16 protein-coding genes and 1 pseudogene are annotated in these 13,282 nt (G+C 68.7%); 13 read left to right on the top strand and 4 right to left on the bottom strand.

Annotation, left to right across the window (positions count from 1 at the left end; translation table 11 throughout):
* Positions 1 to 23: 23 nt before the first annotated feature.
* Positions 24 to 171 (bottom strand): annotated as a pseudogene (locus C4F17_RS33325) (winged helix-turn-helix transcriptional regulator); the annotation flags it as partial.
* 150 nt (positions 172 to 321) lie between these two features.
* Between C4F17_RS33325 and C4F17_RS05720 the strand changes: the two are divergent.
* Positions 322 to 954, top strand: coding sequence for a class I SAM-dependent methyltransferase (locus tag C4F17_RS05720; protein WP_106934595.1), 633 nt, complete (start codon positions 322 to 324; stop codon positions 952 to 954).
* 63 nt (positions 955 to 1,017) lie between these two features.
* Here C4F17_RS05720 and C4F17_RS05715 read toward each other — a convergent pair whose 3' ends face one another.
* The gene (locus tag C4F17_RS05715; protein ID WP_159053607.1) at positions 1,018 to 1,647 is read right to left on the bottom strand and encodes a porin family protein; all 630 of its coding nucleotides are present in this window, start codon (positions 1,645 to 1,647) and stop codon (positions 1,018 to 1,020) included.
* A gap of 160 nt (positions 1,648 to 1,807) precedes the next feature.
* Here C4F17_RS05715 and C4F17_RS05710 point away from each other — a divergent pair, with 160 nt between their 5' ends.
* Positions 1,808 to 2,449 carry a 2'-5' RNA ligase family protein gene (locus tag C4F17_RS05710; protein ID WP_106934593.1) on the top strand — a complete coding sequence of 214 codons (642 nt, stop codon included), beginning with the start codon at positions 1,808 to 1,810 and terminating at the stop codon, positions 2,447 to 2,449.
* 132 nt (positions 2,450 to 2,581) lie between these two features.
* Here C4F17_RS05710 and C4F17_RS05705 read toward each other — a convergent pair whose 3' ends face one another.
* Positions 2,582 to 3,496 (bottom strand): LysR family transcriptional regulator, encoded by a 915-nt coding sequence (locus C4F17_RS05705; protein ID WP_106934592.1) that lies wholly within the window; start codon positions 3,494 to 3,496, stop codon positions 2,582 to 2,584.
* A gap of 127 nt (positions 3,497 to 3,623) precedes the next feature.
* On the opposite strand from C4F17_RS05705, the gene C4F17_RS05700 reads away from it, so the two are divergent.
* The 7 genes from C4F17_RS05700 (at position 3,624) to C4F17_RS05670 (ending at position 8,662) form a co-directional block, all read left to right on the top strand.
* Positions 3,624 to 4,613 (top strand): 2Fe-2S iron-sulfur cluster-binding protein, encoded by a 990-nt coding sequence (locus C4F17_RS05700; protein WP_106934591.1) that lies wholly within the window; start codon positions 3,624 to 3,626, stop codon positions 4,611 to 4,613.
* A gap of 21 nt (positions 4,614 to 4,634) precedes the next feature.
* A complete protein-coding gene (locus tag C4F17_RS05695) occupies positions 4,635 to 5,891 on the top strand; it encodes an aromatic ring-hydroxylating dioxygenase subunit alpha (RefSeq protein ID WP_106934590.1) in 1,257 nt (418 codons plus the stop codon).
* Complete coding sequence (locus tag C4F17_RS05690) at positions 5,888 to 6,370, top strand: aromatic-ring-hydroxylating dioxygenase subunit beta (protein WP_106934589.1); 483 nt, start codon at positions 5,888 to 5,890, stop codon at positions 6,368 to 6,370. Before C4F17_RS05695 ends, C4F17_RS05690 begins: the two co-directional genes overlap by 4 nt.
* Positions 6,371 to 6,384: 14 nt before the next feature.
* On the top strand, positions 6,385 to 6,753 hold the full coding sequence (locus tag C4F17_RS05685) for a chorismate mutase (protein WP_106934588.1): 369 nt from the start codon (positions 6,385 to 6,387) through the stop codon (positions 6,751 to 6,753).
* Positions 6,750 to 7,718, top strand: a complete 969-nt coding sequence (locus tag C4F17_RS05680; protein WP_106934587.1) for a Bug family tripartite tricarboxylate transporter substrate binding protein — start codon at positions 6,750 to 6,752, stop codon at positions 7,716 to 7,718. Before C4F17_RS05685 ends, C4F17_RS05680 begins: the two co-directional genes overlap by 4 nt.
* Positions 7,719 to 7,744: 26 nt before the next feature.
* A complete protein-coding gene (locus C4F17_RS05675) occupies positions 7,745 to 8,065 on the top strand; it encodes a non-heme iron oxygenase ferredoxin subunit (protein WP_106934586.1) in 321 nt (106 codons plus the stop codon).
* Positions 8,066 to 8,170: 105 nt separating this feature from the next.
* Positions 8,171 to 8,662: a RidA family protein gene (locus C4F17_RS05670; protein WP_106934585.1), complete on the top strand. Its 492-nt coding sequence runs from the start codon at positions 8,171 to 8,173 to the stop codon at positions 8,660 to 8,662.
* Here the strand turns inward: C4F17_RS05670 and C4F17_RS05665 are convergent, their stop codons facing one another.
* Positions 8,663 to 9,730, bottom strand: a complete 1,068-nt coding sequence (locus tag C4F17_RS05665) for a DUF72 domain-containing protein (RefSeq protein ID WP_106937449.1) — start codon at positions 9,728 to 9,730, stop codon at positions 8,663 to 8,665.
* Positions 9,731 to 9,792: 62 nt separating this feature from the next.
* Between C4F17_RS05665 and C4F17_RS05660 the strand changes: the two genes are divergently transcribed.
* The 4 genes from C4F17_RS05660 to C4F17_RS05645 all read left to right on the top strand — a co-directional run bounded on the left by C4F17_RS05660 (position 9,793) and on the right by C4F17_RS05645 (position 13,253).
* Positions 9,793 to 11,298, top strand: a complete 1,506-nt coding sequence (locus tag C4F17_RS05660; protein ID WP_106934584.1) for a sensor histidine kinase — start codon at positions 9,793 to 9,795, stop codon at positions 11,296 to 11,298.
* Complete coding sequence (locus C4F17_RS05655; RefSeq protein WP_106934583.1) at positions 11,295 to 11,936, top strand: response regulator transcription factor; 642 nt, start codon at positions 11,295 to 11,297, stop codon at positions 11,934 to 11,936. Before C4F17_RS05660 ends, C4F17_RS05655 begins: the two co-directional genes overlap by 4 nt.
* Before the next feature lie 115 nt (positions 11,937 to 12,051).
* Positions 12,052 to 12,552 carry a GlcG/HbpS family heme-binding protein gene (locus tag C4F17_RS05650; protein WP_106934582.1) on the top strand — a complete coding sequence of 167 codons (501 nt, stop codon included), beginning with the start codon at positions 12,052 to 12,054 and terminating at the stop codon, positions 12,550 to 12,552.
* Positions 12,553 to 12,554: 2 nt separating this feature from the next.
* The gene (locus C4F17_RS05645) at positions 12,555 to 13,253 is read left to right on the top strand and encodes an ankyrin repeat domain-containing protein (RefSeq protein ID WP_106937448.1); all 699 of its coding nucleotides are present in this window, start codon (positions 12,555 to 12,557) and stop codon (positions 13,251 to 13,253) included.
* Positions 13,254 to 13,282 lie beyond the last annotated feature (29 nt).

The following is a 13,282-nucleotide window of genomic DNA, read 5'->3' as shown; positions in this document are numbered from 1 at the left end:
AGAGTCGTTTGGCTTGGAGGCTGTCAGGACAAGGTAACTCGCTCGGCGAAGATGCTTGCCGGTTCTGCCGCGTTCCCGGTTCCCCCAAGTGCACAGCGCCACGACCGCGTCGGCCAGACTGCGACCGAGTGGGGTCAGCGCGTAGTCGACACGCGGCGGCACTCCCTTGTAGGTCTACGACGCGATGACTCCGCTGCGGCGCATAGCCGATCGGTCCGAGCAGTGCTGCTGGTCCGGGCCAAGTTCTACTGATCGGGCCGGCGTACCGCTCGCCATTCGCCGCACGCCGCGCACTCTTCAACCACCCTAACGGAGCTCCCTATGTACGACCAATCCAAGCTATCCGAGTTGATCCGGTTCGCACGCGTAGATGCGGGTTCCACCGTCATTGACGTTTATCCAGGCGACGGCGGCTGGACCCGCCTCTTCTCCGACACGGTGGGACCCGAAGGGCGGGTGTACAGCTTCGTGCCGGCCGAGGTCGCCCACTTCAGCAACGATCCGGTCGGCCGCATGCGAGCGCTTGCGAAGGAGCCGGGCCGGGAGAACGTCGAAGTCGTCTCCGCGGAGCTCGTGGCGCTGCCGGAGGCCACGCAGCCAGCGGATGTCGTGTGGCTGCACCTGTTCTATCACGACCTCCACACGTCCCTGGCCCAGGCCCGGGGGGCGACGGCGGCCCTTTTCAATCAAGCTGTATTCGAACGGCTGAAGCCCGGCGGGTTCTACGTCGTTGTCGACCACGCTGCCGCCGGCGGTGCAGGCACGAACGACGCTCAGTCGCTGCATCGCATCGAGCACGTATCCGTTCGCAAGGAGGTGGAGGCGGCCGGCTTCGTCCTGGACGAGGAAAGCACCTTGCTCGCGGAAAAGAACGACACGCACTCGATCAAGGTGTTCGATCCCTCGATCAAGGGCGAGACCGATCGCTTCGCCTACAGGTTCGTGAAGCCCTGACAGGTTCCGCGCCGACCACCGCGACTGGCGTGAGTGCGCCAGTCGCGGTCGCTACGCCAGCGCCTAGAAGCTCGCCTTCAACCCCACCGACAGCATGCCCCCCTTGGCCTGCTTCGACAGCTTGCCGAAGTAGTCGTAGTCGGCGGTGATCGCGAGGTTCTGCGTCATGCGGTATTCGGCGCCGAAGCCGGCCATGAGGCCGGTCGAGCTGCCCGAGAAGCGCTGGCCGCCGGGTTGCCACCAGTTGACGGTATTGTTGTTGTCGCCGCCGGAGATGCGGCCGCGCGAAACACCGAGGCGGCCGTTGAGCGCGAAGGCATCGCCCAGTGGCAGGCGTGCCGTGGCGGCCGCGTAGAAGGCCTGGCCGGTGCCGCTCTGCAGGCTGGAGTAGCCCAGGCCCGCCGCCGTCCACTGGCTCACGCGGCCGAGGCGCGCGTAGCCGACTTCCACGCCGAAGTTTTCCGTCAGGCGATAGCCGCCGTACAGCTTGTAGGCCGTGCCGGCCTTGCTGGCTTTCTGGCCGCCCCACGGGGTGGGCACGGTGTTGGAAGAAGAGAGGCTGTAGCTCGAACGGCCGACGGAGCCGCCCACGTAGAGACCGGTGTCCTGTGCGGGGCCGGCGGCGCAGGCGCCCATGGATGCGGTGCCGAGCAGAAGTGCGGCGAGGACGGTGCAGGCTTGCGTTTTCGTCAAGATGAAATTCCTGGTTGGAGTCGTTGGGATCATTGAGACTGTTGGTGGCTTGAAGCCATGCCATCAGCGCTCGGCGATTCTGGAATTCCAGCCTGAAGACGAGCTTGGCGCCTGCTGAAGAGCACCTGAAGGCGCCGGGTCGATGGGCGATGATCGAGGCATGTCTCAACAGCTTCTTCTTCCCGGCATCGATCCTCCGCCGCGGCCCTTGCCGCGCCCCCGCAGCAAGGCGCAACGCGCCGAGCCGATGCCGCATTCGCTCTTCTTCGCATTGCTTCCCGGCGCGCAGGACGCCACGACGATTGCAGCGCTCGGCGAGCGCATGAATTTCCAGCACGCGCTGAAGGGCACGGTGGTCGAGGCGCACCGCCTGCATGTCACGCTGTTCGACCTTGGCGACTACGCAGCGGTGCCGCGCGACAAGGTCGAGCAGGCCTTGGCCGCCGCAGCGACGCTTCCTCCGCCCGCGTTCGATGTCGTCTTCGACGAAGCCATGAGCTATGCGAAGAGCCAGGCACTCGTGCTGTATGGCAACGACGCGGGCGTCGAGGCGCTCATGGCCTTCAGGCAGCGGCTGGGCGAAGCGCTGGCCGACGCGGGCTTCAAGCCCAAGCGCGCCTTCACGCCGCACATGACGCTGGTGTACGCAAGGCGCAAGCTCGAGAAGCACGCGATCGAGCAACCGGTGCGCTGGCGCGCCGGCAAGCTCGCGCTGATCGACAGCCATGTGGGGCAGGGCGTGCACGAGATACTCGGCCAGTGGCCCGCCGCGGCGCTCGAATCGGAAGCGACGGAGGCCTGAGATGGAAGCGCCGCTGCTGGTCTGCGTTGCGTGGCGGGCGTGCTGCGCAATGTCGACCAGCTCGCGAGGCACGGCATGCCCGATCGCATCGAGCCTCCGAAGGCCGACCGATAGCCAGCATCGGCCAACCGGTCAGCCGCCGTCCGCGAAGTTGTCGAACAGCAAGCCGCGCATCCACTGGTTGCCTGGATCGCGGTGCGCCTTCGCGTGCCAGAACAGGTTGATCGCTATCTGCGGCAGCGCCACCGGGTGAGGGCGCCACACCAGCGCGAAGGGCTCCGCGATGCTCTGTGCAAGCCGCTCGGGCACCGTCGCGATCATGTGGCTCGAGCGCAGGATGTGGCCGATGGCCACGAAGTGCGGCACGCGCAGCTTGATGCGCCGCTGGATGCCCTGCGCCGCCATCACGTCGTCGGCCTTGCCGTGGCCGGTGCCGGCGGCCAGGACCTGCACGTGGTCGGCCGCGCTGAAGTCCTTCAATGACACGCTGCGTTTCTTCGCGAGCGGATGCGCTTGCGAGAACAGGCACACGTACTGCTGCAGGAACAGCCGGCGCTGGAACACGCCGGCCTTGAGCTGCGGCAGCAGGCCGATGGCGATGTCGACGTGGCCGGCCTCCAGCTCGTCGCGCAGGTTGGTCGCGGTGTTGTTGCGCAGCGTGCTCACGGTCACGCCGGGCGCGGCCACCGAGAGCGCTTCCATCAGCTTCGGGGTGAAGTAGATCTCGCCGATGTCGGTCATGGCGAGCGTGAAGCTGCGCGTGCTGGTGGCGGGGTCGAACACGACCTGCTGGTTGAGCGCCGTGTGCAGCGCGCCCATGGCGTAGGCCACCGGCTCCGCCAGCTGCAGCGCGAAGGGCGTGGGCTCCATGCCGCGCGCGGTGCGCAGGAACAGCTCGTCGCCCAGCAGCTTGCGCAGGCGCGCCAGCGCATTGCTGATGGCCGGCTGCGAGAGGCCCAGCGACTCGGCCACGGTCGACACGCGCTTCTCGGCCAGCATGCGGTCGAACACCAGCAGCAGGTTGAGGTCGATGTCCTTGAGTTGCACGGCGGACCTTTATTCAGCGCAGTGATGAAGAGGATTCACCGAATTCTATTGGTCAATCGGAAGCGCCCGCGCATCATCGCCTTCCAGAGACAGGCCGGCACCCACGCCGGCGCAAGAGAGCCCCACGATGGACCTGCACATACATCCCCTTGCCCGCACCCTCGAGGTCCGCCCCGGCGCGAACCTGCTCGAAGTGCTGCGCGAGCATCACGTGCCGGTGTCCTACAGCTGCATGTCGGGGCGCTGCGGCACCTGCCGTTGCAAGGTGGTGTCGGGCCAGGTGCTCGACGGCGGGCAGGACGCCATTCGCCCGGACGGCCAGGGCGAGCGCTATGTGCTGGCCTGCCAGAGCACCCTGACCGAAAGCTGCGCCATCGAGATTCCCGAGCCGGACGAGGTGGTCGTGCATCCCGCGCGCATCCTGAAGGCCACGGTGACAGGCATCGACGCGCTGACCCACGACATTCGCCGGCTGCGCCTCAAGCCCAACAAGCCGCTGGAGTTTTCTCCGGGCCAGTACGCGCAGCTGCAGTTCGCCCCCGACCTCGCGCGGCCGTATTCGATGGCCGGGCTGAGCCGTGACTCGGAGCTCGAGTTCCATGTGCGCCGCGTGCCCGGCGGGCGTGTCACGGCGCACATCTTCGAGCAGTTGCGCATCGGTGATCCGGTGCGCGTGAGCGGGCCGCTCGGCACGGCCTACCTGCGCACCAAACACCGCGGACCGATGCTCTGTGCAGCGGGTGGCACCGGGCTGGCGCCTATTCTTTCGATCGTGCGCGGCGCCATCGCGGCCGGGCTCACGCAGCCGATCCACCTGTACCTCGGCGTGCGTTCCGATGCGGACGTGTACGGCCTGCAGGAACTGCGGGAGCTGCAGGCGCAGCACCCGGGCCTGGACGTGCACGTGGTGGTCGTCACCGGACCGGCGAACGGAAAGCAGCGCGTGGGCCTCATCACCGACGCGATCCGCGCCGACTGGCCCGGCAGCCTCGACGGCTGGCGCGCCTACCTCTGCGGCTCGCCGCCGATGGTCGAGGCCGTGACGCAACTGGTGCGCGGCCGTGGCCTCGCACCCGAGCAGACGCATGCCGATGCCTTCTACCTGCAAGGCACCTGAACACAACGAAGGAGACCCCCGATGACCACGCAAGCCGTGTTCCCCGTCGAACTGAAATGGGAGAGCGAGCGGACCAGCCGCATTCCCTTCATGGCCTACACCGACGAGGCCTTGCACAAGAAGGAGTTGCAGCGCTTCTTCTACGAGAAACACTGGTGCTATGTCGGCCTGGAGGCCGAGATTCCGAACCCGGGCGACTTCAAGCGCACCGCCATCGGCGAGCGCTCGGTCATCATGTCGCGCGACGAGGCGGGCGAGATCCATGTGTTCGAGAACGTCTGCGCGCACCGCGGCATGCAGTTCTGCCGGGAACGCCACGGCAACAAGAAAGAGTTCGTCTGCCCCTACCACCAGTGGAACTACACGCTCAAGGGCGACCTGCAGGGCGTGCCGTTCCGGCGCGGCGTGAAGCAGGACGGCAAGGTCAACGGCGGCATGCCCGCCGACTTCAAGACCGAGGAGAACGGCCTCACCAAGCTCAAGGTGGCCTCGCGCGGCGGCGTGGTGTTCGCTTCGTTCGACCACGGGATCGAATCGTTCGAGGACTTTCTCGGCCCCGACATCCTTCATTATTTCGACCGGCTGTTCGATGGCCGCAAGCTCAAGATCCTCGGCTACAGCCGCCAGCGCATTCCAGGCAACTGGAAGCTGATGCAGGAGAACATCAAGGACCCGTACCACCCGGGCCTGCTGCACACCTGGTTCGTGACCTTCGGCCTCTGGCGCGCCGACAACAAGTCGGAGTTGAAGATGGACGCGCGCGGCCGCCATGCCGCCATGATTTCCACGCGCGGCAGCGCCGGCAAGGCCGCGCAGGTGACACAGGTGTCCAGCTTCAAGGAGAGCATGCAGCTGAAGGACCCGCGCTTTCTCGACATCGTGCCCGAGCCCTGGTGGGGCGGCCCGACGGCGGTGATGATGACGCTGTTCCCGAGCCTGATCCTGCAGCAGCAGGTCAACAGCGTGTCGACGCGCCACATCCAGCCCGTGGGGCACGACGCCTTCGACTTCGTCTGGACGCATTTCGGCTTCGAGGACGACACCGAGGAAATGACCCAGCGCCGCCTGCGCCAGGCCAACCTGTTCGGGCCCGCGGGCTTCGTCTCGGCGGACGACGGCGAGGTCATCGAGTTCTCGCAGGAAGGCTTCGAGCAGAAGCCGTTCCACCGCACGCTTGCCGAGCTTGGCGGCCGGGAGGTCGAGAACACCGACCACATGGTGACGGAGACGCTGATTCGCGGCATGTACCGCTACTGGCGCGAGGTGATGGAGGCATGATGAAGCTCGACGCCGACACCTACCTCGAACTCTCGCGGCTCTACGCCGCCTACGCGCACGCCGTCGATTCCGGCCAATGGGGCCTGTGGCCCGGCTTCTTCACCGAGCAGTGCAGCTATCGCCTGCAGCCGCGCGAGAACCAAGAACGCGGCCTGCCGCTGGCCACGCTTTCGTTCGAGAGCCGAGGCATGCTCGAAGACCGGGTCTACGGCATCCAGGAGACGCTGTTCCACGACCCGTACTACCAGCGCCACGTGGTCGGCCTGCCGCTGGTGCACGCGGTCGATGCCGACGGCGCGATCCACAGCGAGGCCAACTACGCGGTGTTCCGCACCAAGCTCGACCAGCCCTCCACCGTGTTCAACGTGGGGCGCTACATCGACACCGTGGTGCCCACGCCCGAAGGCCTGAAGTTCGCGTCGCGCCTGTGCGTGTTCGACAGCGAGATGATCCCGAACTCCATCATTTATCCGATCTGAAACCCGAGTCAGCCATGCAGCAAAAAGAACCAGAGACAAACGGCGCGCCGCTGCGCCGCTTCACCGACCCCGGCTACGTGCCGCTGTGCGCCGACCTCGCCGAGGTGCGCGAGAACATCGACCGGCTCGACCGCCAGATCGTCGCGCTGCTTGCCGAGCGCGGCCGCTACGTGAAGGACGCCGCGCGCTTCAAGCGCGACGCCTTCCAGGTCTCGGCGCCGCAGCGCCAGCAGGAGGTGATCGACAAGGTGAAGGCGCTGGCCGAAGAGAAGGGCGCCTATCCGGAGGTGGTCGAGGCCGCCTACCGCGCGCTCATCGCGGGCTTCATCGCGCGCGAGCAGCAGGACCACCTGGGCATGGTGCCGGTGGAGGCCAAGGCATGAGGTTCGCCCAGCTCGGCATCGCCTTCACGGCACTGGCAATGGCCGCGGCCGCCCACGCACAGAGCTGGCCGCAGCGCCCGATTCGCATCGTGGTGCCGTTCGCGGCCGGCTCGTCGCCCGACATCCTCGCGCGCATCGTCAACGACAAGCTGGCCGCGCGCATCGGCCAGCCGCTGATCGTCGACAACAAGCCCGGCGCGGGCGGCAACACCGGCACCGACCAGGCCTCCAAGGCGCAGCCCGACGGCTATACCTTCCTGCTGTCGGTGAATGCGCCGCTGGTCTACAACACCATCCTCTACAAGAACCTGCCGTACGACCCGTTCAAGGACCTCGTGCCGGTGTCGCTCGCGGCCACCACGCCCAACGTGTGCGCGGTGTCGAATTCGATGAACGTCGATTCGGTCAAGGCCTGGCTCGACGCGATGAAGCGCAACCCGGGCAAGTTCAATTTCGCTTCGACCGGCAACGGCTCCATCTCGCACCTGGGCGTGGAACTGGTCAAGCTCAAGACGAATTCGTTCGCGGTGCACATTCCGTATGCGTCGTCGGGCCAGGCGGTCACGGCCATCATCCAGGGCGACGTGCAGTTCGCCTGCCTGCCGCCGGTGTCCGTGATGCCGCAGGCCAAGGCCGGGCGGCTGAAGGCGCTGGCCGTTACCTCGGCCGAGCGTTCGCCGCTGCTGGCGGAACTGCCGACTCTTCGCGAATCGGGCGTGCCCGACATCCAGGCCGTGCCCTGGTTCGCCTACATGGCGCCCAAGGGAACTCCCAACGACGTGGTGCAGCGCATGAGCCGCGAGATTGCCGCGGTGCTGAAGGAGCCGGAGACGCTCAAGCGCCTGCAGACCGCTTACTTCGACCCCGTGGGCAGCACGCCCGAGGCGCTGAGCAAGTTCATGACGGAGGAACTGCGCCGCTGGAAGCCCGTGATCGAGCGCGCCGGCCTGAAGGCCGACAACTGAACACTCCACAGAGCAAGGACAAGAACATGAGCACGATTACCTGGGTCGACGCCGCGGCGGTCGACGACGTTCCCTCCGAAGACGTGGTGGGCATCGAGGTGCAGGGGCGCGACATCGCGCTGTACGGCACCGAAGATGGCATCCACGCCACCGACAACATCTGCACCCACGGCCATGCGCGGCTGTGCGACGGTTTCCTCGAAGGCCATGAGATCGAATGCCCGCTGCACCAGGGCCGCTTCGACGTGCGCACCGGCAAGGCGATGTGCGCGCCGCTGACCGAAGACCTGCGCAGCTATCCGGTGAAGATCGAGGGCGGCCGCGTCTTCCTCTCGTTCGACCAGTGAAGGCAGCCGCTTCGGGCCATCTGTTGCGGCTCGAAGCGGATCGATCTGTATCTGTTTTCCCTCAGGACGGCTGGCGACAATGAGGCTCTTTTTGATGGAACCGATATGACAGCGCAGAGCCGAGACCACATCGCCGACCAGATTGCAGCCGAGCTGGGCCACAGCTTCGACGGCGACATCATTGCCGGCGGCCACTACGTGCCGATCGTGCGCGACGGCCGCACGGTCTACCTCAGCGGGCAGGTTCCGCGCGTGGGCACCACGGTGGTGGTCACGGGCCGCGTCGGCGATGCGGTCACGCTCGACAAGGCCCGCGAGGGCGCCCAGATCTGCGCCCTGCGCAGCCTCGCGCTGCTGCGCCGTTCGCTCGGCTCGCTCGACGCGGTGGAGAAGGTGCTGCGCGTCGGCGTGTTCGTGCAGTGCACCGCCGACTTCACGCAGCAGAGCGAAGTGGCCGATGCCGCGTCCGACCTGCTGCACCGCGTGTTCGGCGACGCGGGCGTGCATGTGCGCACGGCGGTCGGTGTCTATGCGCTGCCGAAGAACGCGACCGTCGAGGTCGAGATGACCGTGGCGGCCAAGCACGACATCCGCTGACTAGCCGGGCTTCAGCGCGGCAAGGTCGCGCGCGAGCTGCGCGATCGTGAGAGGGGCGCAGCCCTCGGCGTTGTTGCTCACGGTGACGAAGGCGTTCTGGCCCGCGCGGGTGGTGCCCGCGATCACCTTGGCCAGCGCGGCGCGCGTCTCGGGGTCGGGGTCGACGATCCTGTCGAACGGGCCATAGAGCTTTTCCGCGTCTTCGTAGCCGAAGCGGCCGTGGCGGCGGTGCAGGTTCCAGCGGCACACCAGCGGCCCGGGCCACAGCGCGCGCAGCATCGGCAGTTGCTCTTCGATGGGCGGCATCTTCGCGTGCAGGCCCATGCAGAAGGTGGCGCCCACGCTGCGCAGCATGTCGGCGAAGGCGGGGGTCAGCAACTGAGGGTCGCGCACCTCGACGGCGATCACCGCGTCGGGCGCGGTCTGCTTCAGGTCGGGCAGCGCGGCTAGCATGTCAGCAATGCGCGCCAGCAGCGCCGGCTGGTCGGCCAGCAGGTGGCCGGGAATCGGGCTCAGCTGGAACACCAGCACGCCGATGCGATGGCCCAGTCCTTCGAGCGCGGGCAGCACGAACTCCTGCCGCGCGATCTCGCTGCTGAGGAACACCGGGTTGGCCTGCATGCCGCGGCCGCTTTCGTCGCGCACGGTGGCGTCGGTCACCAGGCTGGGCGCCTTCACCATGAAGCGGAAGTCGTCGGGCACCATGGCCGCGTAGCGCGCGTACTGGCTGGCGGTGAGGGCGCGGTAGAAGTTGCGGTCCAGGCTCACGGTGCGGAACAGCGGATGCTGCGCGAGCGCGGAAAGTCCATTCTTGGAGAGCACCGACTCGGCGTATTCGCCGTTCCACACGAGGCCGGCCCAGCCGGGGTAGCTCCACGACGACGTTCCGAGCCGCAGGTTGGGCGGCAGCGCGGCGGCGAGTTCGACGAGCGCCGGGTCCGTCGGCGCGGCCTCGACCGTGCCGGTGCGCGGCTTTTTTCCGGCGGCCGGTTCTGGGGGCGGCGGGGCCACCTGCACCTCCTGTGCGGGCGGCAGATCGGGGAAAAGGGAGTCCTGTACTTCAGCCATGTCTGGGGCGGCATTCTCGGCCAACACGGGGGCGGCCTGCGGCGCCGGGCACAATCCGCGCCATGAAACAGTGGTTGCGTGCGCAAGGTGGATGGTGGCTGGCATGGGTGGTGCTCACCGTGGCTGGCGCCGTCTGGATCGCGCGCGCAGAACTGGCGCAGATGCACCAGGACTTCGAGACCGACGTGCGCATCGCGCACCGGCTCATGAGCCAGCAGATGGTGCAGTACGACGCCGTGCTGGCCACGCTGGCGCTGCTGGAGCCCAGCACCGGTGCCGACCATCCAGAGCAGCGCCTGCCGTCGGTGTATTCGTCGATCCTGCGGGTGCATCGCCGCGAGCGCGACGAGCCCTGGCCGGACGCCGGTCCGGCGGCGAGCGCCACGCCCGCCGCGCTGGCCGCCGCCGAGGCCCGCTCGCGCAGCCAGCATCGCGCCGACCTCGCATCGCTGGACCTGGCGCACGGCCGCTATGTGCTGGTGATGGGCGCCACGCCGTTCAGCTACGCGCTCGACATCGACCTGGCCGGCTCGGTGCCCTGGCGCGACTGGCCCATGAACCCGCAGGTCAGCCCGGTGCGGCTGAGCCTGCAGCGTGACGGCCAGCAACTGGTGCTGCAGCCCGGCCGGCCCACCGCGGGCGGCTGGCGCTTCGGCCTGACCAAGCCGCTGGCGTCGCCGAGCCAGCCCTTCGACCTCGTGGCCGAGCGGCAGGTGGGCTGGGGCGAGCTCCCGTGGCGCGGCATCGGCGCCTGGGCCGTCGCGACGGCGCTGCTGCTGGCCGGACTGTGGATGGCGCAGCGCCAGCGCATCGCGCGGCGCCGGGCCGAAGAGCTGCTGCGGCTCGGGCAGGTCGCGCGGCTCAATGCGCTGGGCGAGCTGTCGGCCGGGCTGGCGCATGAACTCAACCAGCCGCTGACGGCGGTGCTGGCCAACGCGCAGGCCGCGCGCCGCCTGCTGGACGACGAGCCGCCGGACCTGGCCACCGCACGCGACGCGATGGGCCAGGCGGTCGAGCAGGCGCGCCGCGCGGCGGGCGTCGTGGGGCGCCTGCGGCGGGTGATCGAGCGGCCCGAGGCTGCGGGAGACGCCAGGCCGCTGGTGCTGCAGGAGGTGGTGCGCAGTGCCATGCACCTGCTCGCGCCGGAGTTCAGCCGGCGCGGCATCGTCGCGCAGTTCGACCCCACGGCGCAGGCGCCGGTGCGGGTGCAGGCCGAAGCCGTGGCGCTGGAGCAGATCGTGCACAACCTGCTGATGAACGCATTGCAGGCGCTCGAGCTGGTGCCCGCCGGCGACCGGCGCCTGGCCATCGCGGTGGGGCGCAACGGCGAGGAGGGCGTGCTGACCGTCACCGACAACGGCCGGGGCATCGCGCCCGATGCCTTGCCGCGCCTTTTCGAGCCCTTTTTCAGCACGCGCGAAGGCGGGCTGGGCCTCGGCCTGAGCCTGAGCGAAACGCTGGCCAGCGGCATGGGCGGCAGCCTGAGCGCGGCCAATGCGTCGCCGCGCGGCGCGCGCTTCACGCTGTTGCTGCCGCTGGTCGCGCCGCCTGCGGAGCGCGCGCCATGAACGCGCCGGCAATCCACCAGCCGCAGTCGCCGCTGATCCACCTGATCGACGACGACGAGGCGGTGCGCGACGGCCTGTCGCTGCTGATCGGCACGGTCGGCCTGCGCGTGCAGGGCTGGGCCGACCCGGCGGCTTTCATCGACGGCTTCGACCGCGCGAGCGTCGGCGCCATCGTGCTCGACGTGCGCATGCCGGGCATCAGCGGGCTCACGGTGCTCGACCGGCTGATGGCGCAGGGCGTGGACCAGCCCGTCATCATGCTGACCGGCCACGGCACGGTGGAGATGTGCCGGCGTGCCTTCAAGGCCGGCGCGGCCGAGTTCCTCGAGAAGCCGGTGGACGACGAGCAATTGCTCGAGGCACTGCAGCAGGCGGTGCGCCAGCATGTGCGTTCGCGCGAGCGCTCGCAGGCCGACAACGCCGCGCGTGAACGGGCGGCGCAGCTGTCGGAGCGCGAGCGCGAGGTGCTGGCCTTCATCGTGCAGGGGCTCACCAACAAGGAGATCGCGCGCACGCTCGCGCTGTCGCCGCGCACGGTCGAGACGCATCGCGCCAACCTGTTCGCCAAGCTCGACTGCGATTCGCTCGCGCAGTTGATCCGCCGCTACGCGCTGCTGGTCGACGGCGGCGCTCCGTAGTTCTACGGAGCACCGCGCGTAGCCGTACGAATGGCCGCGCAGGCCGGTGTTTTCTACAGTGGCGCAGCCGTCGGCAAGGGCCGGCGCAAACACCATCCACTGGAGAAAACGAACAATGCAATCCATCCTTCGCCTCGGCAGCCTCGCCGTCCTGCTCGCTGCTTCGGTCGCCCAGGCCCAGACGCCGGCACCGGCCGTTCGCACCGAAAAGAACATGTCGCTCGCGCTGGCCAACCAGCTCGCGGCCGAAGCCGTGGCCGCCTGCGCCGCCAACGGCTACAACGTCGCCGCCACCGTGGTCGACCGCGCAGGCACCGTGCGTGCCGTGCAGCGCGCCGACAACGCCGGCCCGCACACGCTGGCATCGAGCGAGCGCAAGGCCTGGACTTCGGCCTCGGCCAAGAGCCCGACGCAGGCCATGATGGAAGGTTCGCAGAAGAACCCCGGCGGCGCCAACCTGGTGTACCTGCCGGGCATGCTGCTGCTGGGCGGCGGCGTGCCGGTGAAGTCGGGCAACGAAGTGATCGGCGCCGTGGGCGTGGGCGGCGCGCCCGGCGGCCACCTCGACGAGCAATGCGCCAACGCGGCCATCGAGAAGGTCAAGGGCCTGCTCTGATGATGGCGGCGCGCGGTCTCCGGTCGGGCGTGCTGGCGGTCGCGCTCGGGCTGTGCGTGCCGTTGGGCGCGCTCGCCCAGGTGCCGCCGCTGGCGGCCGAGGTGCTGGCGTACGACGGGCTGCACCAGGCCGCCTGGCAGGGCGACCTGCCGAAGCTCAAGGCGCTGATCGCCTCGGGCGCGAATCTCGATGCCCGCGACACACGCGGGCGCACGCCGCTGCAGGTCGCCACGCATGCGCGGCAGCGCGAGGCGATCAAGCTGCTGGCCAAGGCGGGCGCGAATCTCGATCTGCTCGAGGACGACCGCTACGACGCAGTCACCATCGCCGCGGTGGCCGACGACAGCGCCACGCTTTCGCTGCTGCTGTCGCTCGGCGCCAAGGCCGGGCAGGTCACGAGCCGCTACGACGGCACGGCGCTGATCGCCGCCGCGCACCTGGGGCATGACGAAGTCGTGCGCCGGCTGATCGCGGCCGGGGCTCCGCTGGACCATGTCAACAACCTGCACTGGACGGCGGTGATCGAATCGATCGTGCTCGGCGACGGCGGTCCGCGCCACCAGCGCACGCTGGCCGCGCTGATCGACGGCGGCGCCAACCTGGCGCTCGCCGACCGGCAGGGCAACACGCCGCTGCAGCTTGCAAAGGCGCGGGGCTACACCGCGATGGTCAAGCTGCTGGAGAGCGCACGCACGAGATAGGCGGCTCGGGGACAATCGGGCCTCGCCAC

The organism is Variovorax sp. PMC12 (assembly GCF_003019815.1).
Classification (GTDB): domain Bacteria; phylum Pseudomonadota; class Gammaproteobacteria; order Burkholderiales; family Burkholderiaceae_C; genus Variovorax.
This window is presented reverse-complemented; position numbering and strand designations above follow the sequence as displayed.

What these genes read in the sequence shown, in the direction of transcription:
- C4F17_RS05680 (WP_106934587.1), top strand. Translation starts at nt 6,750, where the DNA reads ATGAGGTTCGCCCAGCTCGGCATCGCCTTCACGGCACTGGCAATGGCC.
- C4F17_RS05700 (WP_106934591.1), top strand. Translation starts at nt 3,624, where the DNA reads ATGGACCTGCACATACATCCCCTTGCCCGCACCCTCGAGGTCCGCCCC.
- C4F17_RS05695 (WP_106934590.1), top strand. Translation starts at nt 4,635, where the DNA reads ATGACCACGCAAGCCGTGTTCCCCGTCGAACTGAAATGGGAGAGCGAG.
- C4F17_RS05660 (WP_106934584.1), top strand. Translation starts at nt 9,793, where the DNA reads ATGAAACAGTGGTTGCGTGCGCAAGGTGGATGGTGGCTGGCATGGGTG.
- C4F17_RS05720 (WP_106934595.1), top strand. Translation starts at nt 322, where the DNA reads ATGTACGACCAATCCAAGCTATCCGAGTTGATCCGGTTCGCACGCGTA.
- C4F17_RS05690 (WP_106934589.1), top strand. Translation starts at nt 5,888, where the DNA reads ATGATGAAGCTCGACGCCGACACCTACCTCGAACTCTCGCGGCTCTAC.
- C4F17_RS05665 (WP_106937449.1), bottom strand. Translation starts at nt 9,730, where the DNA reads ATGGCTGAAGTACAGGACTCCCTTTTCCCCGATCTGCCGCCCGCACAG.
- C4F17_RS05650 (WP_106934582.1), top strand. Translation starts at nt 12,052, where the DNA reads ATGCAATCCATCCTTCGCCTCGGCAGCCTCGCCGTCCTGCTCGCTGCT.
- C4F17_RS05710 (WP_106934593.1), top strand. Translation starts at nt 1,808, where the DNA reads ATGTCTCAACAGCTTCTTCTTCCCGGCATCGATCCTCCGCCGCGGCCC.
- C4F17_RS05675 (WP_106934586.1), top strand. Translation starts at nt 7,745, where the DNA reads ATGAGCACGATTACCTGGGTCGACGCCGCGGCGGTCGACGACGTTCCC.
- C4F17_RS05655 (WP_106934583.1), top strand. Translation starts at nt 11,295, where the DNA reads ATGAACGCGCCGGCAATCCACCAGCCGCAGTCGCCGCTGATCCACCTG.
- C4F17_RS05645 (WP_106937448.1), top strand. Translation starts at nt 12,555, where the DNA reads ATGGCGGCGCGCGGTCTCCGGTCGGGCGTGCTGGCGGTCGCGCTCGGG.
- C4F17_RS05685 (WP_106934588.1), top strand. Translation starts at nt 6,385, where the DNA reads ATGCAGCAAAAAGAACCAGAGACAAACGGCGCGCCGCTGCGCCGCTTC.
- C4F17_RS05670 (WP_106934585.1), top strand. Translation starts at nt 8,171, where the DNA reads ATGACAGCGCAGAGCCGAGACCACATCGCCGACCAGATTGCAGCCGAG.